Below are 24,884 nucleotides of genomic sequence, written 5' to 3' on the forward strand. Positions count from 1 at the left end.
AGGATACGGTGACCCCAACTGAATAGGGTCTTATAAAATCACCAACACGAATTTTTACAAATCGGTTTGGGTAATCAAATTCTGAACCAAATTTGCATTCGCAATGCTATGTATTAGATAGGTTTTGAGTTTCAGGTTTCAGGATTCAGGTTTACTTTAGAAGCGAATCTGGGCTCTGAAAATTGGAACCTGAGGCCTGAAACTTAAGAACAACTGTTTCATGGAATACGATGTTATTATGATCGGTTCGGGGCCTGGTGGCTACACCGGAGCCATTCGTTGTGCACAACTGGGCCTGAAAACTGCCATTATCGAAAAATACCCCGCACTGGGCGGTACCTGTCTCAATGTCGGCTGCATTCCCTCGAAGGCACTACTCGACTCGACGGAACATTATTATAATGCTGCTCATACCTTTGCTGAGCATGGTATTAAACTGGATCATCTGCAGGTCGATCTGGCACAGATGATTGCCCGTAAAGCCAGCGTAGTCGATCAGACGACTAAGGGTATTACTTATCTGATGAAGAAAAACAAAATCGACGAATACCATGGCGTCGGTTCGTTTGTTGATCCGCATACCATTAAAATCGCCAAAGCGGATGGTTCTGAGCAAACCATTACCGGAAAGAACATCATTATCGCAACGGGGTCGAAACCGTCATCGTTCCCGTCGATGCCCATAGACAAAAAAAGGGTAATCACCTCGACAGAAGCCTTAACGCTTACCGAAATTCCAAAACATCTGATCGTGATTGGCGCGGGTGTGATCGGTGCTGAATTAGGTTCGGTATATGCTCGTATTGGCGCGAAAGTTTCGTTCGTTGAATTCTTCGACTCGATGATTCCGACCATGGATAAAACGATGGGTAAGGAACTTCAGAAAGTCGTTAAAAAACTGGGTGCCGATTTCTACTTCAGCCACAAAGTTACGAAAGTTGAAAATACGGGTGATGAGGTTGTCGTGAGTATGGATACGCCCAAAGGCGAACAAACAACGCTCACTGGCGACTACTGCCTGGTATCAGTTGGCCGTCGTCCGTATACCGAAGGGCTCAATCTGGAAGCCGCTGGCCTGAAAACCGACGAGCGTGGCCGGATTGAGGTTGACGAGCACCTACGAACGAGCGTTCCACATATTTATGCGCTGGGCGATGTGATTCGCGGAGCTATGCTGGCACACAAAGCCGAAGAAGAAGGAACGTTCATTGCCGAAACCATTGTAGGGCAAAAGCCGCATATCCATTATCGACTGATTCCGGGTGTGGTGTATACCTGGCCTGAAGTGGCTTCGGTAGGCTACACCGAAGAGGAAGTTAAGAAAGAAGGCATACCGTATAAAGTGGGTTCGTTCCCATTCAAAGCTCTGGGTCGTGCACGGGCCAGTATGGATGTGGATGGGCTGGTGAAAGTGCTGGCGCATAAAGACACCGACGAAATCCTGGGTGTCCATATGATCGGTGCTCGCGCGGCCGACATGATTGCCGAAGCCGTCACGGCGATGGAGTTCCGGGCATCGGCTGAGGATGTGTCCCGTATGTCGCACGCTCACCCGACCTATACCGAAGCATTCAAGGAAGCCTGTCTGGCCGCTACGGATAACCGGGCTATTAATATATAAGGACGAAAGAAGAAATAAAGGAATAGTGAAGCGTCCGGTTGCTGTAAGGTGGCCGGACGCTTCTTTTAGTGCTTCCGTTGATTACGTAGCTTACTCAGCAGCGACACATCGGCTTACTATTTCGACAGGGTAAACAGGTTCAGGATTTCCAGGATTAGTTTGGCGTATATCCAGTTCAACTCATCCTGAAAATCCTGTTTATCCTGTCGAAAAAAGAACTTGTCTTTTCTGTATCTTGCCTTTTTAACCAATACAACCGTATGCGAAAAACAATTACACTTCTTCTATGTCTGCTTGTAAGTTATAGCTATGCCCAGACGACCGACTCTGTTACCATTCGAAAAATTTACGACGAAGCGCTGGCACGTGGCAAATCCTACGAGTGGCTCCGTCATTTAACCAAACAGATTGGGCCCCGGCTAAGTGGTTCGACTGGAGCCCAAAAGGCCGTTGACTGGACAAAACAAATCATGGAGCAGCAAGGCTTCGACCGGGTCTTTTTACAGGATGTGATGGTGCCACACTGGGTACGCGGAGCCAAAGAAGAGGCCTATATCCAGAATGGCAAACAGAAAATAACGGTGCCCATTGCCGCGCTGGGTGGTTCGGTAGCCACGGGGCCAAAAGGGGTAAATGCCGGTGTGATTGAGGTGAAAAGCTTTACCGAACTGCGCGCGATGAGTCCAGATATAGTGAAAGGCAAGATTGTTTTTTACAACCGCCCGATGGACCCAACCAAGATCAACACGTTTGAAGCCTACGGCGGGGCCGTTGATCAGCGAGCGAATGGCGCTACGGAAGCGGCCAAACTGGGCGCCGTGGGAGCGATCGTTCGTTCAATGAATCCCCGACATGATGATTACCCACACGTAGGCGGAATGCGCTATGCTACTGGCGTTCCACTGATTCCGACTGCCGCAATTAGCACCAATGCTGCCGATTTGCTAAGTAAGCTGCTTCAGGAGAATCCTAACCTGACATTTTATTTTAAGCAAAGCTGCGAAACGCTACCCGATGCTAAATCCTACAATGTAGTTGGCGAAATCAAAGGCAGCGAGAAACCCGATGAAATCATTGTGGTTGGTGGGCATCTGGATTCCTGGGATCTGGCCGAAGGCGCTCAGGACGACGGCGCTGGTTGCATGCAGTCGATAGAAGTGCTGCGACTTTTTAAGGCATTAGGCATTAAACCCAAGCGTACGATTCGTGCCGTGATGTTTATGAATGAAGAAAACGGCCTCCGGGGCGGGATTCAATACGCTGATCTGGCAAAAAAGAACAACGAAAAACATATGGCCGCTGTGGAATCAGATGCAGGCGGGTTTACACCACGCGGATTTGGCATCGTAGGTACTCCCGAACAACGCGCCAAAGTGATGGGGTGGAAACCGTTGTTAGCGCCCTACAGCTTGCTGGAAATTGGGCCTGGGGGCGGGGGAGCCGACATTGGCCCGCTGGCGCAGTCAGGAACGGCATTATTTGGCTTTAAACCTGATTCACAACGCTATTTTGATTATCATCACACGGCGGCTGATACGTTTGAGGTTGTCAGCCAGCGTGAACTCGAACTGGGCGCAGCTTCAATGGCAGCACTCGTGTATTTGCTGGATCAGTACGGCTTGTAGGTTTGCCGGTTGTGGTGGCAGATGTAAGCATCTGCCACCACAACCGGCAAACCTATAGATTTTTATCAATTGCCTTCCTCGCTTCCTCGAAATCGCCCGGTAAAGGTGCGTTTCGTTTTACAATTTTGCCGGTACGATTGATAACCGTTGCCGACATGTCGTTGTCAGGACGTAGCCGTTCGATAGCATCAAAAAGCTGCGAATCGGTCAGCAGCAGATGGTCGCCAGCAAGGTTATAGCGGGTGGCTAGCTCAGGCCATAACGATTTGTCGGTACCGCTCATGGGTAGATACACCAACGCCAGATCGCGGGCACTGTAGGCGTTGCGGAGTCGCTGAGCATCTAAGGCTGCCTGACGGCCGGCTTCATCGGTAGGAGAGACTACGAGCAAATAAATCACCTTGCCCCGATTCGCATTAATTACTTTATCGAATAAAGAGGAACCATTGCCAAAATCATCTCGGGTAACGAAAATACCCGGTGAAATTTCCAGTGCGTTATTGGCTCTTCCCCCTTTGCGTAAGGTTTGCATCGCCGTTCGGATACGGGTACTGTCTTTTACTTCGAGCCGGTATAGTTCATCCAGTGATTGTTCGAGCGCAGGATCTTTGACCTGAGGACGGGCATAGTCATAAAGTAATCGGGCAAAATCGAGCGTCACCGTTGGTAAAGTTGCCGCCAGCCAGTAGGCCGACAGATAATCGACCGTAGTGCTGTCGTATTGCCGGATAGCCCGTTGAATCAGCGTTTCATAGTTCACCAACCGTTGGAGTGTATCGGGATTTCGTTTTACCAGTCCATCGAAAAAACGCAGATCGGCCTGGCGGGCTGAATTGGATTGTACGTAATCGTCGAGACGTAACCGTTCACCAGCCGTTATATTTTTTCCATAGCGTTCTAGTAGTAAGGCCAACGCCCGTACTGTTAACCCATTCGTTCGACCTGTTTCGGCCGTTAGTCGTTGGGAGGTGTAGGTGGCAAAGCGATTCATGGCCGATGCCCGTGCGGCCGTTAAGAGTTGGTCGTTGGGTGGACGCAGCGAATCGTTTAGGGCTTTACTGATGTTTTCGTTTTGGTAGGTAGCTTTATCATACACAAATGCAGCCGCATTGTAGCGGTCAGCATAGCCCACCCAACGTTTTAGTAGAGGAAAGGGCCGTTCTTTGGCGGCAAAGGCCAGAAACGGAGCCTGATAGGCACTGGAAACGATTCGATAAGCCGCTTCATCGCTCAAACCACCCACCTGAGTCGACAGTTTACGACCATCGGGCTTGGTTGGATAGGTAGCTTCAAAGGCTTTATACCGGGCAAACTGACTATTTACCTGCGCATTGACGCCCCCAAATCGGAAAGGAACGGCCACCGTAAAGAGCGAATCGGCATCCATATCGATACTCAACGTTCCGGCTGATGCCAGAAAAGCCGTTGAGATTCGCCCGTAGTTAAAATACATTTCTTCCTGCGGATAAATTAGGGGCAACGAGACTCGAAACGTACCATCCAGACTAAGGGGAGCCGGGCGCACCAACTCGCGACCAGCTTGCAGAATATTATTGCGGCTAATAAATACCGTTGGCGATTCGCGATAAAGCTGAGCCGATAGATGCCGGATTCGACCCGTTACAATAACCGAATCGGTTTGGGCAAAGCTCAAATTGGGTAACAGGCAGTAGGCGATTAATAGAATGCCTAAAAAATATAGGTAAGGGTTTCTCATTGCTCTGATGTACAGATAAAGCAATAACCAACGAAATGGCTAAACAGTCAATATAGAACGAAAAAAGCGGTGGTATTTACTTGGTTTTGATGCCATGATACTGTGCCTGTTCCTCATAGTCAGTGCGTAGCGGATGCCCTTCCCAGTCGGTTGGCAGGAGAATACGACGCAGATCGGGATGATTTTCAAACCGAATGCCAACAAGGTCGAAGGTTTCGCGTTCGTGCCAGTCGGCCGTGCGCCAGATAGGCGACACGCTTGGTACCGACGGGAGTTTTGATGAATTTGTATTGCGGGGCACAACCACTTTCAGCATCAGATTGTGCTCGTACGGAATTGAGGTCAGGTTATAAATAACCTCCATTGTATTGGTTTCAAGCCCATTGTCGATGCCCGTTACACAAGACAGCAGGTCGAAAAATAGCCGGTCGTCGTCACGGAGAAACTGACAAACAGCCACCAGTTGATTGGCCGGAACGGTGATGTAGGGTTGCAGATTCTGGGTAGTAGCTGGAAAATCAGTACCAAATTGACTATTGAGGAGGTCGGTAATTTCGGAGAAAGTCATTGTGAACTTTAGAATGCAAATGGATTCTTATCAGGTCCTGAACGGGTGTCGATGATGTTGAGCAGTCGAATTTCATTCTCTTCGACCAGGTAATATAAATAGTGCGTTCGATCAATAAGTCGTTTGCGAAGTTGAGGGTTCTCGACATGCCCCATACCTATATAAGGCTGACTGTCAATAATATCTAGCTGGCGATAAAATTCATTCACAAAACGGATGGCAGCTTCTAATGATCGGTGTTCAGCAATATAATCTCGTAGTGCGTCAAACTCCTTAACCGTCGTCTCCGACCAGATTATTTGTTTAGCCATTCACGATGTCGTTGCTTCATCTCTTCATGCGATACGGTTTTCCCTTCTGCATGGTCCTGAATTGCCCTGTTAAGTTGTTGCTGCTGACTATCAGTCAGGTCGGCTAATGTATCCAGTTTAGCTGACTGTTCTGCCAGTATTTGTTTGGCAGAGTCTAGCAGCCGCTCCAGGGTCGGTTCATCATCTGCTCTATCGATGAGTTGATGGAGCTTACTTTTCATTTCCTGAATGCTCATTGACGTATTCGTTTTGCGTATCGAAAGATACAAAAAAGTATGGAATGCTTACGCCAGCCAGGCGAGCCACTGCATCCAGTTTTCGACCCAGAACAAAAATTTAGTCGCAAATTTGGCGGCTGGCGAAGCCGATGGATGTAGCGTTAAGCTGTTGTTGTTCAGGTTTGTGTCCATGTAGATCTTCTGCTTCGGATCGACGGTTGCCCATACGACGTTCGAGCCTTCCGGAACGGTAAACTGACGCTGCCGGGCTTGCCCATCCCAGAAAAGCATTAACTCTTTGCCATTCTCAAAATGAACCAGAATATCGACGGGCATTTTGCCATCGTTGTTTCGCTGAACGGTTATCACCGACTGTGCCCCTTTATTTTTGATACTCAACAGCTGGTAGTCAACTACATTATCGCCATATAACGCTTCAGCGAAAAACCAGTTCATGTCGGGGCCGTACTTGCGACCGAGTCGTTTCGGGACGATCTCGTTGACGATGGCGATGAAGTTCTGCCCGTTGGGATGGCGAAATAGCCAGCGATTGAAATACGTCTGCATGATCTCGTCCATCACCGGCCTACCGACAAGTCCTTCCAGTGTTCGCATCCAGGTGGCTGTTTTTGAGTAGGTTAATACTCCATATTGTCCGTTAGCGAGTTGCCATGTATTACCGAACGAAGTGCCAAGGGCCGGGTTGTCCTGATGAACATAATTGCCACGAGACTCTTCCAGATCGCCATTCCGAAGCCCAAATAAATCGATCTGTGAGGAACGAGGACCGTACGTTTCGTCCATGATTCGACCTTCGTAGTATTGATTGAACCCTTCGTCAAGCCAGGCTTCTTCAAATTCATTGGTGGCCAGCAATTGCATAAAATATTGGTGCCCAAATTCATGAACCGTTACGGTTTCTGGAAAGCGGGCACCGGGTGGTACAAACCAGGCTGTTCCGGCTGTAATCAGGGTAGGGTATTCCATCCCGGCCGAACCGCTGGCGTGGAGGGGCGGGTCCACAATCGTCAGGTTTGGAAACGGATACTTTCCAAGATGCTTGTCGAAATACGTTAGAGCGGCTTTGGCTGCCTCCAGATGTCGGCCTGCCTGATGCAGATGCTCGGGTTGCATGATCAGCTCAATACTCACTTCACCACCCGATGGGCGTTTCCAGGCATCATTCACGACCTGAAAATGGGGCGAAGCCGTCCAGGCAAAATCGACTACATCTTCAGCATGGTAGAGTATCGTTTTGGTGCCATTCGTATGCATTTTTTCGGACTGAAACAAACCCGTGGCACTTACCCAGTATTCTTTGGGCGTCGTGATGTTCACATCATAAACCCCATAATCCGCATAGAATTCGGAGTGGGCGTGAAACTGGTGGCAATTCCACTGACCAACTTTGGCATAGCGAGTTCCGGCAGGCTCGTAAACACCAATTTTGGGAAACCACTGACCCACCAGAAAGTAGTCGCGGCTGAAACCCGTACGGGCAAAGATTTTGGGGAGCTTCGCCTGAAAAGTAATGTCTAAAACAATCGTTTCGCCCGGCCCGACGGGTTTGCTGAGTGGCACCCGAATCACGGTATGATCGTCGCGGTTCATATCATCAGGTTGGATGAACTCGTAGGCCAGTGCTTCTGTGGTATTCGACTGTGAATGTCGGGCTTTCATCGACACCACGTCAATCCAACCATACGGATCTTCTTTGGTGTTTCGATCAATCTGATCCCCACGCAACTGCCCTCCCGACTCACGCATAAAGCTGGATTGTTCATTCCGAAAGGCATTGAGGTACAGGTGAAACAGTAACTCCCGAATTACATCATTTGAGGGGTTTCGCCAGGTGAGCGTTTCGCGGCCCGTCAGCTTTTTCGTAGCTGTGTTGAGGCTCACATCGATCTGGTAATTGGCTAGTCGGGGGCTTAGCGGCTTTGGGAAAATAGGTTTGGCTGATTGAGCGAAGCCGATATAGGTAATGCCAAAAAGCAGGAGAAACAGCCGTAGTTTCATCAGGTCAGTGGGTAAAATGGCGAACGGTTTGGGGATCTGAATAGCTCTTGCAAGGTAAGTGAAATTATAATCGGCTCAATCGGTGATGGGCAAAACGCTACTGACATAGGGCTGTCACCTAGTCCGCCGACCTTTGTATCGGACAATAAACCAAACAAATTTCTATGGAACTGATCCCGATGTTTTTGAAGGAAATGCAGCAGGAAGCTCAAACCACCCGTAAAATGTTACAGCGTATTCCCGATGACAAATACGACTGGAAACCCCATGAAAAGAGTATGACTGTTCGGCAATTAGCTACTCACCTTGCCAATTTGCCAACCTGGGTAACCATGGCCTTAACAACGGATGGATTAGATTTCGCGGTCAATCCTTATCAGGAAGACGAAATTAACAACACAGCCGAACTTATGGCGTATGCTGAAACGTGTTTGGCGGATGGTCGATCGCAGTTAGTGCCGGAGAATGAATCAATCCTGAATGAAGCCTGGACACTTCGGAATGGTGAACAGATCTTTTTCGTAGAGCCGAAGCATGAAGTGATACGAACCACCTTCTGCCAGATCGTCCATCACCGCGCTCAACTAGGCGTTTACCTACGGCTACTCGACATTCCTATTCCGGGTAGCTACGGCCCAAGTGCGGATGAACAGTAACATAGAACGCGGATTTTTATGATCGTTATGATTTACACAGATCATAATGAACCATAATCATCATAACAATCTGTCGGTCCGCCGATGCGGTTCTATTGATGGCTGCGGCTAATTTGTAGAGGATTTGATTTTGATAGAGAAATCGGCCATATTGATACCTGATTCAACTGTTTTTCACTTCCTCTACAACCTGATGCAATACCGTTATCTTTCACTCATACTTTTCCTGTTTTCAGCCTGTTTTGTCAATGCCCAACCTTTTGATCTGATCATTAAAAACGGTCGGGTTGTGGATGGAACAGGGAATCCGTGGACGTATGCCGATGTGGCCGTTCAAAATGGTCGTATAGTTCGTATCGGCTCCCTGGCCGCGACCGATGCCAAACGAATCATCGATGCCAAAGGGTTGATTGTAGCCCCCGGTTTTATTGATGTTCATGCGCATGTAGAAGGCAGCCTGGAAGCGCAGCCTGGCGCGCCTAATTTCATTTATGATGGGGTTACAACGGTCATTACCGGCAATTGTGGTGGCTCAAGTGCCAATCTGCGGACCTATTTCGATACCCTTCGGATGCAGGGTACCTCGATTAATGTAGGTTCGTTGATCGGCCATAATTCGGTGCGTATGAAAGTGATGAAAATGGCCTTTCGAGACCCGACTGCCAGAGAACAGGCGGACATGGAAAAGCTGATTGAACAGGCCATGAAAGACGGTGCTGTAGGCATGTCGACGGGGTTGATTTATACACCCGGTACGTACGCCCATACGCCCGAGGTCGTCAACCTGGCCAAGGTGGCTTCACGGTATGGAGGTGTGTACGCATCCCACATTCGTAATGAAGGGCAGAACGTGAAACAGGCCGTTGAAGAAGCCATTCAGATTAGCCGGGAAGCGCAGATTCCGGTCGAAATTTCGCACTTTAAAGTAGCCAGCAAACCCTTATGGGGAAAAAGCACCGAAACCGTCGAGTTGGTAGCTGCCGCTCGTCGGGAAGGGCTGGACGTAACAGTTGACCAATATCCCTATACCGCATCGAGCACATCACTGGAAAGTATTTTACCCACCTGGGCGTTGGCTGATGGGGATTCAGCGGTGCTGGTGCGGTTTCGTGATCCAGCTACTCGCGCTAAAATTCGGACCGAACTGCTGGAAACATTGGCGAAAAACCTGCGCAAAAACTACGAGTATGCCGTTGTGGCCAACTACAAGCCCGATACCACGTTCAATGGCATGAGCATTAGCGCGATCAATCAAAAGTTAGGGCGCAAAAATAATCCCGAAACGGAAGCTGATTTAGTGATGGAGCTGATGGAAAAAGCTGATCTGAAGCGTATCCAGATGATCTACCACACCATGTCGGAAACTGATGTTGAAAACATACTGCGGTACCCCAATACGATGATTGCCTCGGATGCGGGCGTTGCCAAATTTGGGTCGGGTATGCCTCACCCACGGGCCTATGGGACCAATGCCCGTGTATTAGGCCGCTATGTGCGTGAACGACAGATTATTCCACTGGAAGAAGCCATCCGACGCATGACTTCACTACCTGCACAACGGTTTCATCTCGCCGATCGTGGACTGCTTCGTCCCGGTTATGCTGCCGATATTGTGGTTTTCGACGAGAAAACCGTCTCCGATAAAGCCACTTACGACCAGCCGCATGCCTATACAACCGGTATTCCGTATGTGCTGGTCAATGGCGAGCCTGTGATCGACAATGGCAAACATAATGGCCAACGACCAGGGCAATTATTGATGGGGCCGGGTTACGGTAAATAGAATGATGGTGGTTTAAATGATAAACTTTTTTGTCCTTCCGACGAAGGAGGAATCTTACACGTATCTCTATTAGGGAGTGGGAAACCTTGAGATTCCTCCTTCGTCGGAAGGACAAAAGCCTCCTTTCAGTTGCTTAAATGCTTATACGCCGGTTCTGTCGTAAAAGATAATCCGTTACCATCAGTACGTTCATGGCAAAAATGGTCAATGGATAGCTAATTGGCAGGGTGTCGAGTGTACTCTCAAAGCTGGAAAGAAAACGATCCAGTCCGGACGATGTCGGTTGGGGTGGCCCGGAAGGGAGTAGCAGAACGCAGAAAAGCACGATAACTAGTAGAGATGCCGCAATCATATACCACACGCGTGTACTGATGATCGGCTCTAACGGTTTTGATTTTTGAACCATAACTTGATTCATAACCCGACGACTGAAATCGGTCGACGGTTTCTCAATAAGCGTATGCGCTTTTAAAAGATGAATCAAGGTGGCTTCTTTGGCCGAGTCCATCTCCGATTCAGCCTGTACCCGTTTCATGATGGCATGGGTAAAGTCAGCACCCAGTTTGTCGGGTTCCGCTTTTTTGATCAGCTTTCTGAAACTGTCTTCTTTTTCGTCCTCCATAGCGTAACGAGCTGTTCATTCACAATAAAAAACGTAACTGCTCTTCCAAAACTTTTCGGGCCCGGAATAATTTTACCTTAATATTTGACTCCGATAAGCCGGTAATCTCCTCTATCTCCCGAATCGACTTTTCATCCAGGTAATACAACGTGATTAATAATCCTTCTGTTGCCGGTAACCGACCAATAGCGTCTTTGATGTATTTCTGCTGGTCCGATACCTGTAAATGCTCCAGTTGTGTAGTCTGATGTTGATGCGTATAGGTTTCGGCCATCTCCTCGTAAATCGGAACGGTGGCGACCCGCTGCTGCTCTAATTTAGTGACGGCTACCCGATAAACAATGGTATAGAGCCAGGTCGAAAACTTCGATTTTCCTTCAAACCGGTGAAGTTGCTGATACGCTTTTACGAAACCTTCCTGGGCTACGTCTTCAGCATCTTCGGCATTTCGCATCACTCTCAGGGCAATTGTGTACGCCATGTGCTTATAGCGGTCAACGAGGAATGCATAGGAAGCCGAGTCTCCATGTTTGACTTTGTCGATATAGACCTGATCTTCCGGTTGCTTCACGAGCCTGTTGGTTAGTTTGAGAATCTGTTCGCGCCCTTGCCCGATTAGACCTTCGTTTTCAAAAAGAGGTTACAGCTTAACGCTATTTTATTTTTATGCATGAATTTTTGTGAAAATCTGTAACCCAGCTTCTGTTTCGAATGTCATATGCTGCGAAAATCAGTTTGTAACAACCGTAAACAAATAGCAGTATGGATGGCGATGATGTAAAACATATTCTTATAACCCTTGGTGGATTTGCCAGCGTTTTCGGAATCGTGTATGTATTCCTGATGACCCGCTCCCGCGAACGCATGGCCATGATTGAACGGGGAGTTGATGCATCCATATTCTCGGGCAACAACTCGATTTCACCTACGCTGAAATTCGGGATGTTATTCGTTGGAATTGCCATCGGCATGATTATAGGGAATGTCCTGTACGAGTATTATGGAGTCGGGCGCATTACTTCCTTCCTGTCTATGGTCTTTTTATTCGGCGGACTTAGCTTAATTCTCAACTTCCTGATTGAACAGCGATTGGCTAAGAAAAAGTAACTGGCTTTTTGTTGTATCTTGATTGTCAACTACTCAATATCAGCTAGTTAAATTGTTGGTATTCGAGTTTTATCATCGAACCTGTTTAAACTTTCCCTTTTATAAAAAAAACTAGCCTGTTTTTTGTCATTTCGACCGGGACGCGTAGTCGCAGGAGAAATCTCAAAGTTTCTCATTAGTCAAGCTTGAGATTTCTCCTGCGACTACGCGTCCCGGTCGAAATGACAAAAAGGCTATCCAGTTTTAACGGGATTTAGAAAGTTTAAACAGGTTCATCCTCAGGTTCATCCCGAAGAATGAGGGATCTCGAATTGCCTGACACTCAAGACCCCTCATTCTTCGGGATGACAACCAATAAGATAATCCTAGTCTAATCCTTCCCGGTTACTACCGACACAGTTCCCTTTCTCTCTTCTCGTGATTTACCTAAAAGAGCCTGAATCTCTTATGGGAACCGCTTTGCTTTTCAAAATCGATTAGTCCTTAAATCTATGAAAACCATAAACTTATTTCTGATACTGCTACTTCTACTGTGTTACCACATTGGCGTTGCTCAAAATCAATCAGGAGCCTATTCGATTCGCGGAATCATCTCCGATTCAGTAAATCATAAAGCATTGACGTTCATGACGGTTAATCTACTAAAAGGCTCAAACACGACCGTAAAAGTAGATTATTCAAAAGAGGACGGTTCATTCGCATTTTCGGGTTTGGAAGCCGGAAACTATTCGCTGGCTATTGTCGGTGTCGGTTACAAGCCCAAACGGATTTCGGTTGAGTTGACCGACTCGCTTCAAAAGGTAGCAGACTTGGGTACTGTAACGCTTAGCCCTGACATGGTGGGTTTGAAGGAAGTGGTCGTAACGGGAACGAAACAGATTGTAAAGCAGGAGATAGACCGCATTACATACGACCTTCAGGCTGATCCTGAAAGTAAAGTAGTCAATGTGCTGGAAATGATGCGGAAAGTGCCACTGCTTTCGCTCGATGCCGATAACAACATCCTGCTGAAAGGAAACAGCGATTTCAAGATCCTGATTAATGGCAAACCGTCGAGCATGATGGAGCGAAACTATAAGGATATTCTTCGAACAATGCCCGCTTCGTCCATTGAGCGAATTGAAGTCATTACATCGCCCCCGGCCAAATATGATGCGGAAGGACTGGCAGGAATCATTAACATTATCACGACGAAAAAGCTCGATAATGGCTATAACGGCTCCGTGAATATTAGCGAGCGTTTTCCGACCGGTGGCCCTGGGCTGGGCGGGTCGGTATCGGCTAAGCTGGGTAAGTTTGGTATCTCGGCTTTTGGCGGGGCTAATCTAGCCAATAACCTGCCAATTCGGGGTGGTATTCAGCGCGTTAGTACAGGACCTCAACCCACCAATCTTTTGCAGGAAGGTACTACCGAATCGAAGAATCGAACGGCATATATAGGCTACGAAATGAGCTATGAAATCGATACGCTGAACCTGTTCTCCGCCCAATTTAACCTGAATGGCAACAACTCGAATAGTTATACGATTCAAAGCAGTAGCCTGATGAGTTCGGACGTTCGATTGCAAGGGTATACTCTGGAAAACAATAGTGCTGGCAACGGGAGTGGAGTAGATGCTTCATTGAATTATCAGCGGGGTTTTCGAGCCGATAAAAACCGCCTGCTGACCTTTTCGTATCGGTATTTGACTTATGAAAATCAGCAGAATAGCGACTTGGATATCACTAATCGGGTAAAGTACACCATGCCCAACTATCGGCAGGGAAACGACCAGCATTTTGCCGAGCAAACCTTTCAGGTAGATTACGTTCATCCGATCCGAAAACACCAGATCGAAGCAGGTTTGAAGGGGATTTTACGGGATAATAAAAGCGATTTCCAGTACGCAGTAGTGGATTCGTTAACGCGACAGTACGTAATTCAACCGGCCATCAGTAATCGATTCAGGAATGCGCAGAATGTGTTTGGTGCCTATACGACTTATCAATACGCACTGAAAAACTGGGGGTTAAAAGCCGGGATACGTATAGAGCAAACCGTTATCGACGCTGATTTTATTTCGGTCGATTCCAAAGTGAAGAGAACGTATCTCAACCTGATTCCTTCCGTATCTGTCAACCGTAAATTCAAGAATAACAGTGGGCTTATTCTGAGCTATACACAGCGAATTCAACGACCAGGCATTTATCAGTTGAATCCGTTTGTGGATCGTTCCAACCCAAATTTCGAACGAACGGGTAATCCTGATCTGCGTCCTGCGCTTGTCAATGATATTCAGCTAACATTTAGCGGAACGGGGAAAATTCAACTGAATGCGGGCCTAGGATTTACGTTTTTTCGAGACCTGGTTTTTCCAGTTTCGGTGTATGATTCAACCAGGAGCATTACCCGCACATCTTATGGAAACACCGGTACGGCAAAACTTCCTAGTTTGTTCGTAAACGTCAATTACCCAATTACTAAACAGTGGAACGTAAGTGTAAACAGCCGGATTGCTTACGGAATAGTACAAGGTCTGGTTAATGGTGTATTGCTTAAAAATGAAGGGTTCATGTACCAGGCTTCTCTATCAACCAGTTACAGGTTCCCCAAAGACTGGCGACTGACGGCCAATATACAGCCGAATGGCCCAAGTATTAACCTACAGGGAGCCACCAATCCAATTACAAACTCATCATTTAGTGTCAATAAAGACGTGATCAAAGACAAGCTATCCGTTGCGGCTTCAGTCAACAATCCGTTTCGCAAGTACCGGGAAAATCTAAACACGACATCTGGGCCTGACTTCCAGCAAACCAGTTTTCGCTGGGATTATTTCCGGTCATTTACCATTAGCCTGAACTATAAATTCGGAAAGCTCAAGGAATCGATCAAAAAGAACAAACGGGGCATTCGTAATGATGACGTACAGAACGGGAATTAGTAAGAGGGAATTGGCGAGCGATACCGCCAATTTTGTTAAAAGGTTTTATTTAGCCAAACCACCAATTGATTCCAGCTTTCGACAGGAATCTTCGCATGGGTCGTGTTTTTCATGACTAAAAACTCCTTCTTATCTCTGGGTACAAGATTATAGAACTCCCTAACTTTCTGTACCTCAAACAATTCATCTTTATCGCCAGCGCCAACTAGCACAGGAATATTTAAGGTCTTAGACAGGCGAAGCTCTTTAACATTCAGCATGGTTACAAATCGCAGCGTATAGTGATAGTTGAACAACGGGTCTTTCGAAACCGTCATGCCCTGTCTATAATATTCAACAGCCTGATACGATGGGCGAAAAATTGAGCTTGCCAGAATTTTTGTTTTATCGAATAACGTAGGTGTATTGGCTACCCCTTTTCGACCTTCATATGCTCCTGAGAGTAAGATTAATCCGGCAATCTCATCAGGAACTGCGTTGGCGGCTACAATCGCAGCGGCTACGCCCATACTATGCCCCAGAACGACCACTTTAGAAAACCCAAGGCTTTTTGATATAGCGTACTGACTCAGCTAAATCCTCCGTCCATCGTTCTCTACCTGGGCTATCGCCCCGATTGCCATCTGATAGACCATGTCCTCTATAATCCAAACCAAAAGTCGTATAGCCACCTGCAGATAGGGGTTTACCCGCCATTTCGTAAGCGCCACTATGGGCTGTTATACCATGGAAAATCAAAACGGCAATATCTTTTTTTGATGGATCAACCGTGTCTGGATTCCACCGTCGCAGAAAAAGCGTTACTCCATCTGAGGTTATAAACTGGTGGTGTGGTTCAGTGAAATTTTGCCTTAATCGGACCGCTTCTTCCGGCGATATTTCCACATAGTTCGTCTTCGTGCTAGTTGGAAAAAACGCCAGTATAAGCCCCAAAAGGGAGATCAATACGACTAGACCAATAATACCAAAAAGGACTTTTCTGCCTATAGTTTTCATAAATAGGCCTCATTAATGCCCCGCCATGCTTGCCGTCTGTTTCACCTCATAACCTGTTTTCTTTTGCATCCGGCTGAATACAGTAATTAACAACAGCAACAGGCTGATCGGAACCAGCGAGAAATAGAAGGCTGTTTGTCCACCGTAGGCTTCAAAGACATGGCCCGTAATGATAGAGCCTGTGGTTCCGCCCAGAGCAGAGAAAATAACGATCAGACCGGCCATCGGTCCATGCTGACGGAGTGGTAAACTGCTCAGAATAGCTGAGTTGATAGCCGGATAAATTGGAGCTATAAATAAGCCGATCAGTGGAAAAACAAAGGCGGCTACAGGCGCATCGCCCCAGCCCGTTATGGTTCGGTTGGCCACGTCGGAGGCTAGGGGCAAGGCAAGCAGGACCAGCCCTGCCGACACCACCAAACAAATCATCAGAAGCCAGTACCACGAAACGCGGCTCAGTAATACACCCGCCAGAAAACGTCCGGCCGCTGTTGAAGCCGCCAGAATACTGGCCATCTGGATGCTAAGTGAGGTAGGAAGATTTAAAATTTTGCTGTTAAAGGTTGGCAACCAACTCATAATGCCCTGCTCCATCAGTACGTAGGTAAAGGCAGTAATGATAAAAACCAGAACGACCGGTTTAAGCGCTAGTCGAAGCATATCGCCCAGGTCTTCAGCCAGCGTTTTGGGAACTTCCAGCCGAACCCTTGATTCGTCGATGGGCGTGCTCAGGAGGAGTAGAAATGCCAGTAAAGCGATTCCGGCAAGCAAATAGTACGTAGTCAGCCAGGCCGTAGATTTTGGGTTAGTATCGTCGACGAAGAGGGTAAATAAAAAGTAGCCCGACAAAACGCCGATCATAAAAAATGATTCCAGAAAATTCATGAAGCTAGCATGCTCATTTGAGTCGTTGGTAACCAGACCAATGGTAGCAAATATTGAAACCTTAATAAGGGCAAAGCCTGCCCCGGTTGCGGCAAACAGGAGTTTGGTAGTCCAGAAAGCTGGAACCTGCGGCATCAGCAGACAAGCCAGCGTAACCATGCCCAGCGCAACCAGCATGGCCCGTTTGTAGCCGATACGTGTGATGTACGAAGCCACCAGAAACGACACTAAGGCAATGGTTAAATCTTTAAACGCTTCAAGCACGCTGGCTGCCGACTCCGATACACCATAGTTGTTTTGAACTTGTAGAATGACGGTTCCGACACTGTTGAGAAGAATAGCAAAGACGAAATAGTTGAGAAGAAGCGATAGTTTTATGCGCCAGTAGCTCATTGAATTACGGTGGTTAAAGTGTTCTGAACGATAAACATACGAGTTTATTCGTATTATTTTTACCGGTATTAGTTGGGCTTTTTGCATTTTTGCCCCGATAATCGGCTGACTGCTATGACAAAGCAATGGCTTTTTGGTTACTTGTTCTGAACCTTTTTATTATCTGTTTTGGTACCTGTATCGTTTCCCCAATCCCCCGATATATTGTTTGGTAGCCTGTTTCGTGATGTGCAGCTAGGACATGTTTTTGCCGATTCAAAAACATTTGTGGACTGTGTACCGAAGCTGTCTCCAGCCGATTTAGTTACACTCTACCAATCTGAAAAAGAGAAGCCTGGTTTTGGTCTGAGTGAGTTTGTCCATGCGTATTTCGTTGTGCCGCAGAAATTGGCCGATGACTACGTCAGCGATACGACCGTTAGTACGACCGAGCATATCAATCGCCTGTGGGATCGACTGACCCGCCCTGAAGATATACACGTTGAAGGAAGTTCACGAGTACCACTCCCACATTCGTATGTAGTACCGGGCGGGCGTTTTCGGGAAATTTTTTATTGGGACAGCTACTTTACCATGCTGGGGCTGAAAGAGTCGGCTGACGCGCAGATTACTCTGATTCGGGCTATGCTCGACAATTTTGCGTACCTGATCGATACCTTCGGTTTTATACCCAATGGCAACCGAACCTATTTTTTGAGCCGCTCGCAGCCTCCTTATTTTGCTTTAATGGTTAATCTGTTGGCAACAATTGATGGCGATGATACCCTGAAAAAGTTTGCTCCACAACTGCGTCTTGAATATGAGTTCTGGATGACTGGGCAGTATGAATTAACCGACGCTAAACCCGTCAACAAGCGAGTGGTACGGTTATCGGATAATCGAGTGTTAAATCGGTATTGGGACGATACACCCACTCCTCGCCCCGAAGCGTATCGGCAGGAGATTGAGTTGACACAAGAAGCTACCCCATTAGGTGTTATCCCTGAAGCGTTGTACAATCACATTCGGGCAGCCTGCGAGTCGGGTTGGGATTTTAGCAGCCGCTGGTTTACCGACCAACGAACGATGGCGTTGATTGATACGGCCAATATCCTATCCGTCGATTTAAACTGCCTGCTTTGGCAACTCGAAGTAACCTTGCATAATACTGCTCTACGAACGGGTGAGTGGAAAATGGCTTATGACGATTACGATCCGCTGATCAAAGCGCGTGAGAAAGCCATTCAGCAAACATTCTGGAATGAAGAAACAGGCTTTTTTCACGATTATGACTTCGTGAAAGGCCGCCAGACAGAAGCACTGACGCTGGCTGGTGTCTTTCCCCTATTTTTCAAACTGGCAACGCCCGAACAGGCCAGCCGTGTCCATGACCGCCTTAAAGCCGATTTCCTACAGGCAGGCGGTTGGGTCACTACGTTGAATCAGACCGGACAGCAATGGGACTGGCCAAATGGTTGGGCACCGTTGCAATGGATTGTTTATCAGGGCTTAAAGAACTATGGTTTTACCGAAACCGCCAACGAAGGTCGCGATCGGTGGCTAGCGCTGAACGACAAAGTGTTTCTGGCCACCGGCAAGATGATGGAAAAATATAACGTTGTCGATGCTGCCTTAACGACCGGTGGTGGCGAATACCCAAACCAGGACGGCTTCGGCTGGACGAATGGGGTGTATCTGGCTCTAAATAAAACGATTGAGTGATTGGTGATTGAGCGATTGAGTGAAAAAGAATGCGTAAGCTTTTCACTCAATCGCTCAATCACCAATCACTCAATAATACACTCTTTCGCCAATTTGGCACTGTATTTGTTTGGTGGTCTAACAAGATACTAACCAGCATTTATCAGTAACAAATTGGCTATGAAAAAGCTCTTCCTAACCGTAGTGGCGGCCGGCATGACCACTGCTTCGTTTTGCCAGAAAACGTTTATTTTATCGCACCAGGATAAAAAAGGTTTTTTTGCTGCATCAGCGGGTGCAAGTGTACCCGTAGGGCGGTTTGCCAGTTGCTCGCCAACCGACAATCAGGCCTGCATGGCGGGGGAAGGGTTTGCTTTCAACGTGTCGGCTGGTTACCGGATGGCAGGTCCCGTTGGACTGATGATTCGGGGAGAACAACATCGCAATACGGTAAATACGGGAGCCATGCTCAGCGCTATCTCGCAGAGTAATTCAAGTAACTGGACGGCAAAGGCCGATAATTGGTCGGTCATGACTGTTATGGCCGGGCCGTATATCTCATTGCCAATGGGCGGTCGCTTTTCGATTGATGCTCGTTTGTTAGCTGGCCGAGCGCTGGCGGTATTACCAAATACATCCGTCGCCGGAATGGTAGGACGTTCAGAAATGTCGGTAAAAACGACGGGCTCGCAAAGTACAGCGATGGCTTTGGGAGGAGGGGTGACGTTGCGCTACCGGTTAGGATTAAGTACCGCCCTGATCCTCAATGCCGACTACAGCCAGGCTGCATTTACATTCGATAACCTGACGTCAACGACGGTAAGTGGAACCAGTCGTCCTGAAAGTGCTACCTTCAGCAGCGACCGGACGGTAAATGTCGTTAGTGCATCAGCTGGGATCGCTATTCTGTTCGGAACAAAATATCGTCCGTTCTAACAACCGTTAAGTAACCCCTACCAACAGTTCATCCCTATTCAGTTGTAACCTTCGTGCAGGTGCTATAGCTTAGTGGTCAATTATCACAAAATCAGGCTATGACACCCCTTCGCCGACATGCCGTTCTTCGGCGCGTTAAAGATATAACCCTTAGTGCCACGCTCAGTCTGGCATTGCTTAACGGCGCTGTTATACTCCAAAGTTGCGGGAATAACCGTTCCGAAGAGCAAACCGAAACCCGCTTCCAGCAGGGTGTTCGGACGTACATTACAGAGACTTCTCCCGGAAATTTCAAAATTACCGACGAAGAGCAGGCCAATCCTGGTCAGGCGGGGGCCATTGTGAGTTATTTCGATGGCCACCGCGATACGTTAAGTGTAGAAGCTGCCAAACGACTGGTTGAAAATGACGAGTCGACTCGTACGTACCTGCACAATCCAAGTGCTTATCATACGCATCACCATAATGGGTTAGCGAATGCATTGCTGTGGGGTAGCCTTGGATATATGCTTGGCCGCTCGACTGCTCCGCGTTACAATGAGTATGAACGTCGCTACAGTTCGGGAGTTTATGCCAACTCCAGCTTATATAATCGCTCAAGACATGTCAGCGAAAGCGTTCGGAGTTCACGGATTACACGCACCACTCGTCCTTCCGGTGGCCGTAGCGGTTTCTTTAGCCGCATGGGCCGTAGCTTCTCTGGGTAGTTGATGGTTGATTAGTTTGTTGGTTAACTGGTTAATTGGGATAGCTTACTCACTAATCAACTAATCGGCCAATTAACCAATTAACTACTCCGCCACTCCGCTAATTAGCTTATCTTTACAGCATGAAACGCGGAAAAAACTGGGAGCGGCTGAGGCAGGAAACATTCGACATTTGTATTATCGGGGCAGGGGCCAGCGGTGCTGGGGCTGCATTCGATGCTGCGCTGAGAGGCTACCGCGTTGCGCTGGTTGATCGGGGTGACTTTGCCAGCGAAACCTCTTCTCGATCAACGAAGTTGATTCATGGAGGTGTCCGTTATCTGGAACAGGCCATTAAAAAGCTGGATTTAGCTCAGTTGAAGCAGGTCCGGCATGGATTGGCTGAACGCCGGACAGTGATTCGTAATGCGCCCCATCTGGCCCATCCGCTGGCTATTCTTACCCCCGTTTTTAGCTGGTTCGAAGGTATGTACATGACCATCGGCCTAACGCTTTACGATCTCATTTCCGGTCACGATGCGTTTCCGAAAGGAAAGTGGCTGAGTCGGACAGAGGCTCTGGAAAAAAGCCCAAAGCTTACCCAAAAGATGCACAGTGCGGTGCTGTATTACGATGGTCAGTTCAATGACTCCCGGTACGCGCTGGCGTTAGCCCATTCTGCCGATGAAGCAGGGGCTGCGGTTGTGAACTATGCTGCCGTAACGGATTTTGGACGAGAGAATGGACGCATCAAAACGGCATTTGTCAAAGACCATACTACCGGCGAAACGATCGAAGTAAAAGCGGCTGTTTTTTTGAATTGTACTGGCCCTTACTCCGATGCCATTCGACTACTGGCCAATCCTGAACTAGAGCAACGAATCCGTCCTAGCAAAGGGGTGCATATAGTCCTGCCGCGCGAAACCCTGGACAGCAATTTTGCCGTATTGATTCCTAAAACAGCCGACGGGCGCGTCATTTTTGCGATTCCATTCGGCGATAAAGTGTTTGTTGGAACAACTGATAACGATTACGATAGCCTGACGCGGGAACCCGTTCTGGAACCTGACGAAGTTGACTATCTTCTTGAAACGGTACGGCCCTATCTGGCAAAAATGCCCGAACGCTCACAAATACAGGCTGGATTTGGCGGCATTCGTCCACTGATCGTCAGCAGTCGGGCCGATACCAAGACCTTGCTGCGCGACCATGAGGTCGAACTTGATTCTGCATCGGGTTTGCTCAGTTTGCTTGGCGGTAAATGGACTACCTATCGGGTCATGGCACAGGATGCGATCGACCGGGTTGGCGAATTGTTGAACAAGTCCTTGCCGAGTCGTACCGAAACAGCTTATTTGGTAGGAGGTGAGTCCTACCGTTTCGATGACTGGCAACAACTGCAAACGAAATACCAGCTTCCGGCCGATGTGTGTCAGCACCTGATGCGAACCTACGGAAATCGAGTAGCTCAGATAGGCCGACTCATTGAGGAGCAGCCTTCGCTGGCTCAAAAATTAACAGAAAGTCAGCCCTATCTGCAAGCCGAAGTGGTTTATCAGATACGGGAAGAAATGGCTATGACCCTTCGCGATGTACTGGCTCGTCGGTGGCGGGTTGAGCTTTATGACTGGCAATTAACCACCCAACTCGCCCCTGTGGTAGCGCAACTAATGGCCGATGAACTAGGCTGGAGCCAGTCCTATCGTACGGAGCAAATTCAGGCTTACCAGCACTTGCTGAAAACCTTTATCCAGGAAGCCGGATTGTCAATTGAGCCATCGGAAATGGTATCCGCGTAATTATTTGCTGTTTCGATGAGCGTGACTGACTTCACGTGCCATGCCCATGAGTCGTTTCCAGCACCGGCTAAGATTTTGTTTGTCATGGCCTTTCTGCTCTTTTGCGGGCGAACTCGCCATTGCAAGCTCTGGTTTTGATGTTGGGGAACCAGCGATGGAAGTGCTATTGTCGCCGGGCTTATCCATTAACCGATTTACGGATGCGCTATTCTGGGGCATCGCAACGGTCACTGGTGATACAAATGGGCAGGTCATCAGGCACACAACAGCCAGGCAGCGGGCTTCGTTATTCATCAACGACGTTCTCATGAGGTAATGGTTAATTAGGTTTAACGAGTAGAGTTACCTCATAGAATTGGATTATATGAATAGGGAATAGTATCTGGTACTGCCTTATCAACTATAATGCCAAAAAAATATTGTGCTATAAAGCGACTTAGAAGCGGGATTACCAACCTTTCAGCTTAGAGATCCGCGTGATCAACAGCGTTTTGGCAATCATTGGCCGTTGGAAACTGTTATCTTTGTAGCAGATAGTCAGCATCGTCATGAAACAAGCTACATACCGAGTATTGTTACGCAAAGAACCAGAAGGCGTTTATACGGCTATAGTACCTTCAATTCCGGGTTGCGTGACTTGGGGAGAAACTATTGAAGAAGCGATTGCTATGGCGCGTGAAGCGGCTGATGGGTGTTTGGATGTATACGCAGAGCAGGGAATTACGATTGATGATGATAGTGAAACATTTGAGTACTCAATTAACCTGTCTACGCCACCAGTAAGCGATCAGGCAGCCTAATAGACAATGGATTACTCACCAAAACGTCTCATTAGTTTGTTGGAGGAGCGAGGCTGGCAATTGCAACGAATAAAAGGAAACCATCATATTTACTTTAACAATGAGCTAAATCGAACCATTCCTGTACCTGTACATGGAAATCGGGATATGGCGAAAGGCACATTTTACACCATTTTAAAACAAGCCGGTATCGACCGGAGCGAGATTTAAAAGCATGTTCGAGAATCTTCAGGATAAGTTAAATAAGGCCATTAAGACCCTTAAGGGCCAGGGCCGCATCACCGAAATCAACGTTGCGGCTACGATAAAAGAAGTTCGTCGGGCACTGACAGATGCCGACGTAAACTATAAAGTTGCGAAAGAAATTACCGATCGTATTCGCGATAAAGCACTGGATCGAAAAGTCTTGATTTCGGTTGAGCCAGGGCAACTCTTTGTCAAAATCGTTCAGGAAGAGCTGACCGAACTGATGGGGGGCGAAGCGCAGGGCATCAACATCAAAGGTGATCCGGCCGTCATTCTGATTGCTGGGTTGCAGGGATCGGGTAAGACTACCTTCTCGGGGAAACTGGCGTCATATCTGAAAAAACAGGGCCGTAATGTTCTGCTGGTGGCTGCTGATATTTATCGACCTGCTGCTATCGATCAGTTGAAGGTGCTGGGCGAACAGGTGGGTGTGGATGTGTATGCAGAGCCTGAGAATAAGAACGCCGTTGCCATTGCCAGGAACGCTATTGATCAGGCGAAAAAGACGAACAAACGCATTGTGATTGTCGATACGGCTGGGCGTCTGGCTGTGGATGAAGCCATGATGCAGGAGATTGAGGCCGTCAAGAAAGCCATTTCGCCAACCGAAACGCTGTTTGTAGTTGACTCAATGACGGGCCAGGACGCGGTCAATACCGCCAAGACCTTCAACGAGCGGCTCGATTTCGATGGTGTTGTGTTAACCAAACTCGACGGGGATGCCCGTGGGGGAGCGGCTCTTTCGATCAAAACAGTCGTTAATAAACCCATCAAGTTTATCAGCACGGGCGAGAAAATGGAAGCCCTCGACGTGTTCTACCCCGACCGGATGGCTAGCCGGATTCTGGGTATGGGCGACGTTATTTCGCTGGTAGAACGTGCTCAGCAGGCTTTCGATGAAGAAGAAGCCAAGCGCATCAATGCCAAGATGCGGAAGAATCAGTTCGACTTTGACGATTTCCTGTCGCAGTTGCAGCAGATCAAGAAAATGGGTAACGTGAAAGACCTGCTCGGTATGATTCCGGGTATGGGTAAGATGATTAAAGACCTCGATATTGATAACGACTCGTTCAAGCCTATCGAAGCGATCATCAGCTCCATGACTCCAAAAGAGCGTCAGCGTCCCGACATTATCGACGGTAGCCGGAAAAAACGCATTGCCGCCGGTAGCGGCACAAACATTCAGCAAGTCAATAACCTGCTGAAGCAGTTTGACGAGATGCGGAAGATGATGAAGAAAATGAATACCATGCAGGCGTCAGGCAAACTGAACAAGATGATGCGGTAATGAA

24 protein-coding genes are annotated in these 24,884 nt (G+C 47.9%); 13 read left to right on the forward strand and 11 right to left on the reverse strand.

The features are described 5' to 3' along the window. Positions 1-220: 220 nt before the first annotated feature. Together lpdA and ACYVFD_RS05715 are read left to right on the forward strand one after the other, a co-directional pair. Positions 221-1,621: a dihydrolipoyl dehydrogenase gene (gene lpdA / locus ACYVFD_RS05710; RefSeq protein WP_461088808.1), complete on the forward strand. Its 1,401-nt coding sequence runs from the start codon at positions 221-223 to the stop codon at positions 1,619-1,621. Positions 1,622-1,881: 260 nt separating this feature from the next. Next, on the forward strand, positions 1,882-3,246 hold the full coding sequence (locus tag ACYVFD_RS05715) for a M20/M25/M40 family metallo-hydrolase (RefSeq protein ID WP_461088809.1): 1,365 nt from the start codon (positions 1,882-1,884) through the stop codon (positions 3,244-3,246). A 52-nt stretch (positions 3,247-3,298) separates the two neighbouring features. Here ACYVFD_RS05715 and ACYVFD_RS05720 read toward each other — a convergent pair whose 3' ends face one another. The 5 genes from ACYVFD_RS05720 to ACYVFD_RS05740 form a co-directional block, all read right to left on the reverse strand. Continuing rightward, entirely contained in the window at positions 3,299-4,963 is a 1,665-nt protein-coding gene (locus ACYVFD_RS05720) for a hypothetical protein (RefSeq protein WP_461088810.1), read from the reverse strand. A gap of 76 nt (positions 4,964-5,039) precedes the next feature. After that, positions 5,040-5,531: an NADH-quinone oxidoreductase subunit C gene (locus ACYVFD_RS05725; protein ID WP_461088811.1), complete on the reverse strand. Its 492-nt coding sequence runs from the start codon at positions 5,529-5,531 to the stop codon at positions 5,040-5,042. A gap of 8 nt (positions 5,532-5,539) precedes the next feature. Beyond that, complete coding sequence (locus tag ACYVFD_RS05730) at positions 5,540-5,842, reverse strand: type II toxin-antitoxin system RelE/ParE family toxin (RefSeq protein ID WP_461088812.1); 303 nt, start codon at positions 5,840-5,842, stop codon at positions 5,540-5,542. Then, the gene (locus ACYVFD_RS05735; RefSeq protein WP_461088813.1) at positions 5,827-6,078 is read right to left on the reverse strand and encodes a hypothetical protein; all 252 of its coding nucleotides are present in this window, start codon (positions 6,076-6,078) and stop codon (positions 5,827-5,829) included. The genes ACYVFD_RS05730 and ACYVFD_RS05735 overlap by 16 nt, the downstream gene beginning before the upstream one ends. Before the next feature lie 48 nt (positions 6,079-6,126). Then, positions 6,127-8,079, reverse strand: coding sequence for a M1 family metallopeptidase (locus tag ACYVFD_RS05740; RefSeq protein ID WP_461088814.1), 1,953 nt, complete (start codon positions 8,077-8,079; stop codon positions 6,127-6,129). 164 nt (positions 8,080-8,243) lie between these two features. Here ACYVFD_RS05740 and ACYVFD_RS05745 point away from each other — a divergent pair, with 164 nt between their 5' ends. Together ACYVFD_RS05745 and ACYVFD_RS05750 are read left to right on the forward strand one after the other, a co-directional pair. After that, complete coding sequence (locus ACYVFD_RS05745; protein ID WP_461088815.1) at positions 8,244-8,735, forward strand: DinB family protein; 492 nt, start codon at positions 8,244-8,246, stop codon at positions 8,733-8,735. 193 nt (positions 8,736-8,928) lie between these two features. Then, positions 8,929-10,518: an N-acyl-D-amino-acid deacylase family protein gene (locus ACYVFD_RS05750; RefSeq protein WP_461088816.1), complete on the forward strand. Its 1,590-nt coding sequence runs from the start codon at positions 8,929-8,931 to the stop codon at positions 10,516-10,518. 133 nt (positions 10,519-10,651) lie between these two features. Here ACYVFD_RS05750 and ACYVFD_RS05755 read toward each other — a convergent pair whose 3' ends face one another. After that, a complete protein-coding gene (locus ACYVFD_RS05755; protein ID WP_461088817.1) occupies positions 10,652-11,140 on the reverse strand; it encodes a hypothetical protein in 489 nt (162 codons plus the stop codon). A 19-nt stretch (positions 11,141-11,159) separates the two neighbouring features. After that, positions 11,160-11,711: an RNA polymerase sigma factor gene (locus tag ACYVFD_RS05760; protein ID WP_461088818.1), complete on the reverse strand. Its 552-nt coding sequence runs from the start codon at positions 11,709-11,711 to the stop codon at positions 11,160-11,162. A gap of 191 nt (positions 11,712-11,902) precedes the next feature. On the opposite strand from ACYVFD_RS05760, the gene ACYVFD_RS05765 reads away from it, so the two are divergent. Further along, positions 11,903-12,247 carry a DUF6249 domain-containing protein gene (locus tag ACYVFD_RS05765; protein ID WP_461088819.1) on the forward strand — a complete coding sequence of 115 codons (345 nt, stop codon included), beginning with the start codon at positions 11,903-11,905 and terminating at the stop codon, positions 12,245-12,247. Positions 12,248-12,738: 491 nt separating this feature from the next. Next, positions 12,739-15,171 carry a TonB-dependent receptor gene (locus tag ACYVFD_RS05770; RefSeq protein ID WP_461088820.1) on the forward strand — a complete coding sequence of 811 codons (2,433 nt, stop codon included), beginning with the start codon at positions 12,739-12,741 and terminating at the stop codon, positions 15,169-15,171. Positions 15,172-15,206: 35 nt separating this feature from the next. On the opposite strand, the gene ACYVFD_RS05775 is transcribed toward ACYVFD_RS05770, so the two are convergent. From ACYVFD_RS05775 to ACYVFD_RS05785, 3 genes are read right to left on the reverse strand one after another with little or no spacing between them, the layout of a single operon-like run. After that, a complete protein-coding gene (locus ACYVFD_RS05775) occupies positions 15,207-15,680 on the reverse strand; it encodes a serine aminopeptidase domain-containing protein (RefSeq protein WP_461088821.1) in 474 nt (157 codons plus the stop codon). A 22-nt stretch (positions 15,681-15,702) separates the two neighbouring features. Beyond that, positions 15,703-16,167 carry an alpha/beta hydrolase gene (locus tag ACYVFD_RS05780; protein ID WP_461088822.1) on the reverse strand — a complete coding sequence of 155 codons (465 nt, stop codon included), beginning with the start codon at positions 16,165-16,167 and terminating at the stop codon, positions 15,703-15,705. Positions 16,168-16,179: 12 nt separating this feature from the next. Continuing rightward, entirely contained in the window at positions 16,180-17,445 is a 1,266-nt protein-coding gene (locus tag ACYVFD_RS05785) for an MFS transporter (protein ID WP_461088823.1), read from the reverse strand. A 168-nt stretch (positions 17,446-17,613) separates the two neighbouring features. On the opposite strand from ACYVFD_RS05785, the gene treF reads away from it, so the two are divergent. The 4 genes from treF to ACYVFD_RS05805 all read left to right on the forward strand — a co-directional run bounded on the left by treF (position 17,614) and on the right by ACYVFD_RS05805 (position 22,546). Next, a complete protein-coding gene (treF, locus tag ACYVFD_RS05790; RefSeq protein ID WP_461088824.1) occupies positions 17,614-19,146 on the forward strand; it encodes an alpha,alpha-trehalase TreF in 1,533 nt (510 codons plus the stop codon). 159 nt (positions 19,147-19,305) lie between these two features. Beyond that, on the forward strand, positions 19,306-20,061 hold the full coding sequence (locus tag ACYVFD_RS05795; RefSeq protein ID WP_461088826.1) for a hypothetical protein: 756 nt from the start codon (positions 19,306-19,308) through the stop codon (positions 20,059-20,061). 98 nt (positions 20,062-20,159) lie between these two features. Beyond that, the gene (locus ACYVFD_RS05800) at positions 20,160-20,768 is read left to right on the forward strand and encodes a hypothetical protein (RefSeq protein ID WP_461088827.1); all 609 of its coding nucleotides are present in this window, start codon (positions 20,160-20,162) and stop codon (positions 20,766-20,768) included. Between the two features lie 122 nt (positions 20,769-20,890). Next, positions 20,891-22,546, forward strand: a complete 1,656-nt coding sequence (locus ACYVFD_RS05805; RefSeq protein WP_461088828.1) for a glycerol-3-phosphate dehydrogenase/oxidase — start codon at positions 20,891-20,893, stop codon at positions 22,544-22,546. Here ACYVFD_RS05805 and ACYVFD_RS05810 read toward each other — a convergent pair whose 3' ends face one another. Further along, complete coding sequence (locus ACYVFD_RS05810; RefSeq protein WP_461088829.1) at positions 22,547-22,855, reverse strand: hypothetical protein; 309 nt, start codon at positions 22,853-22,855, stop codon at positions 22,547-22,549. It lies immediately after the preceding gene. A 239-nt stretch (positions 22,856-23,094) separates the two neighbouring features. Here ACYVFD_RS05810 and ACYVFD_RS05815 point away from each other — a divergent pair, with 239 nt between their 5' ends. Genes ACYVFD_RS05815 through ffh form a run of 3 tightly spaced genes read left to right on the forward strand, consistent with a single transcriptional unit; the run spans position 23,095 to position 24,880 of the window. Further along, positions 23,095-23,346, forward strand: coding sequence for a type II toxin-antitoxin system HicB family antitoxin (locus tag ACYVFD_RS05815; protein ID WP_461088830.1), 252 nt, complete (start codon positions 23,095-23,097; stop codon positions 23,344-23,346). 6 nt (positions 23,347-23,352) lie between these two features. Beyond that, entirely contained in the window at positions 23,353-23,556 is a 204-nt protein-coding gene (locus ACYVFD_RS05820; RefSeq protein ID WP_461088831.1) for a type II toxin-antitoxin system HicA family toxin, read from the forward strand. A 4-nt stretch (positions 23,557-23,560) separates the two neighbouring features. After that, entirely contained in the window at positions 23,561-24,880 is a 1,320-nt protein-coding gene (gene ffh, locus ACYVFD_RS05825; RefSeq protein ID WP_461088832.1) for a signal recognition particle protein, read from the forward strand. Positions 24,881-24,884 lie beyond the last annotated feature (4 nt).

This window comes from Spirosoma gilvum, assembly GCF_054776815.1.

Excerpts from the sequence above, each read along its gene's own strand:
- ACYVFD_RS05730 (WP_461088812.1), bottom strand. The coding sequence starts at position 5,842 with ATGGCTAAACAAATAATCTGGTCGGAGACGACGGTTAAGGAGTTTGAC.
- ACYVFD_RS05815 (WP_461088830.1), top strand. The coding sequence starts at position 23,095 with ATGAAACAAGCTACATACCGAGTATTGTTACGCAAAGAACCAGAAGGC.
- ACYVFD_RS05750 (WP_461088816.1), top strand. The coding sequence starts at position 8,929 with ATGCAATACCGTTATCTTTCACTCATACTTTTCCTGTTTTCAGCCTGT.
- ffh (WP_461088832.1), top strand. The coding sequence starts at position 23,561 with ATGTTCGAGAATCTTCAGGATAAGTTAAATAAGGCCATTAAGACCCTT.
- ACYVFD_RS05805 (WP_461088828.1), top strand. The coding sequence starts at position 20,891 with ATGAAACGCGGAAAAAACTGGGAGCGGCTGAGGCAGGAAACATTCGAC.
- ACYVFD_RS05725 (WP_461088811.1), bottom strand. The coding sequence starts at position 5,531 with ATGACTTTCTCCGAAATTACCGACCTCCTCAATAGTCAATTTGGTACT.
- ACYVFD_RS05740 (WP_461088814.1), bottom strand. The coding sequence starts at position 8,079 with ATGAAACTACGGCTGTTTCTCCTGCTTTTTGGCATTACCTATATCGGC.
- ACYVFD_RS05765 (WP_461088819.1), top strand. The coding sequence starts at position 11,903 with ATGGATGGCGATGATGTAAAACATATTCTTATAACCCTTGGTGGATTT.
- ACYVFD_RS05820 (WP_461088831.1), top strand. The coding sequence starts at position 23,353 with ATGGATTACTCACCAAAACGTCTCATTAGTTTGTTGGAGGAGCGAGGC.
- ACYVFD_RS05755 (WP_461088817.1), bottom strand. The coding sequence starts at position 11,140 with ATGGAGGACGAAAAAGAAGACAGTTTCAGAAAGCTGATCAAAAAAGCG.
- ACYVFD_RS05735 (WP_461088813.1), bottom strand. The coding sequence starts at position 6,078 with ATGAGCATTCAGGAAATGAAAAGTAAGCTCCATCAACTCATCGATAGA.
- ACYVFD_RS05770 (WP_461088820.1), top strand. The coding sequence starts at position 12,739 with ATGAAAACCATAAACTTATTTCTGATACTGCTACTTCTACTGTGTTAC.
- ACYVFD_RS05785 (WP_461088823.1), bottom strand. The coding sequence starts at position 17,445 with ATGAGCTACTGGCGCATAAAACTATCGCTTCTTCTCAACTATTTCGTC.
- ACYVFD_RS05775 (WP_461088821.1), bottom strand. The coding sequence starts at position 15,680 with ATGGGCGTAGCCGCTGCGATTGTAGCCGCCAACGCAGTTCCTGATGAG.
- lpdA (WP_461088808.1), top strand. The coding sequence starts at position 221 with ATGGAATACGATGTTATTATGATCGGTTCGGGGCCTGGTGGCTACACC.
- ACYVFD_RS05745 (WP_461088815.1), top strand. The coding sequence starts at position 8,244 with ATGGAACTGATCCCGATGTTTTTGAAGGAAATGCAGCAGGAAGCTCAA.
- ACYVFD_RS05810 (WP_461088829.1), bottom strand. The coding sequence starts at position 22,855 with ATGAGAACGTCGTTGATGAATAACGAAGCCCGCTGCCTGGCTGTTGTG.
- ACYVFD_RS05720 (WP_461088810.1), bottom strand. The coding sequence starts at position 4,963 with ATGAGAAACCCTTACCTATATTTTTTAGGCATTCTATTAATCGCCTAC.
- ACYVFD_RS05715 (WP_461088809.1), top strand. The coding sequence starts at position 1,882 with ATGCGAAAAACAATTACACTTCTTCTATGTCTGCTTGTAAGTTATAGC.
- ACYVFD_RS05795 (WP_461088826.1), top strand. The coding sequence starts at position 19,306 with ATGAAAAAGCTCTTCCTAACCGTAGTGGCGGCCGGCATGACCACTGCT.
- ACYVFD_RS05800 (WP_461088827.1), top strand. The coding sequence starts at position 20,160 with ATGACACCCCTTCGCCGACATGCCGTTCTTCGGCGCGTTAAAGATATA.
- ACYVFD_RS05780 (WP_461088822.1), bottom strand. The coding sequence starts at position 16,167 with ATGAAAACTATAGGCAGAAAAGTCCTTTTTGGTATTATTGGTCTAGTC.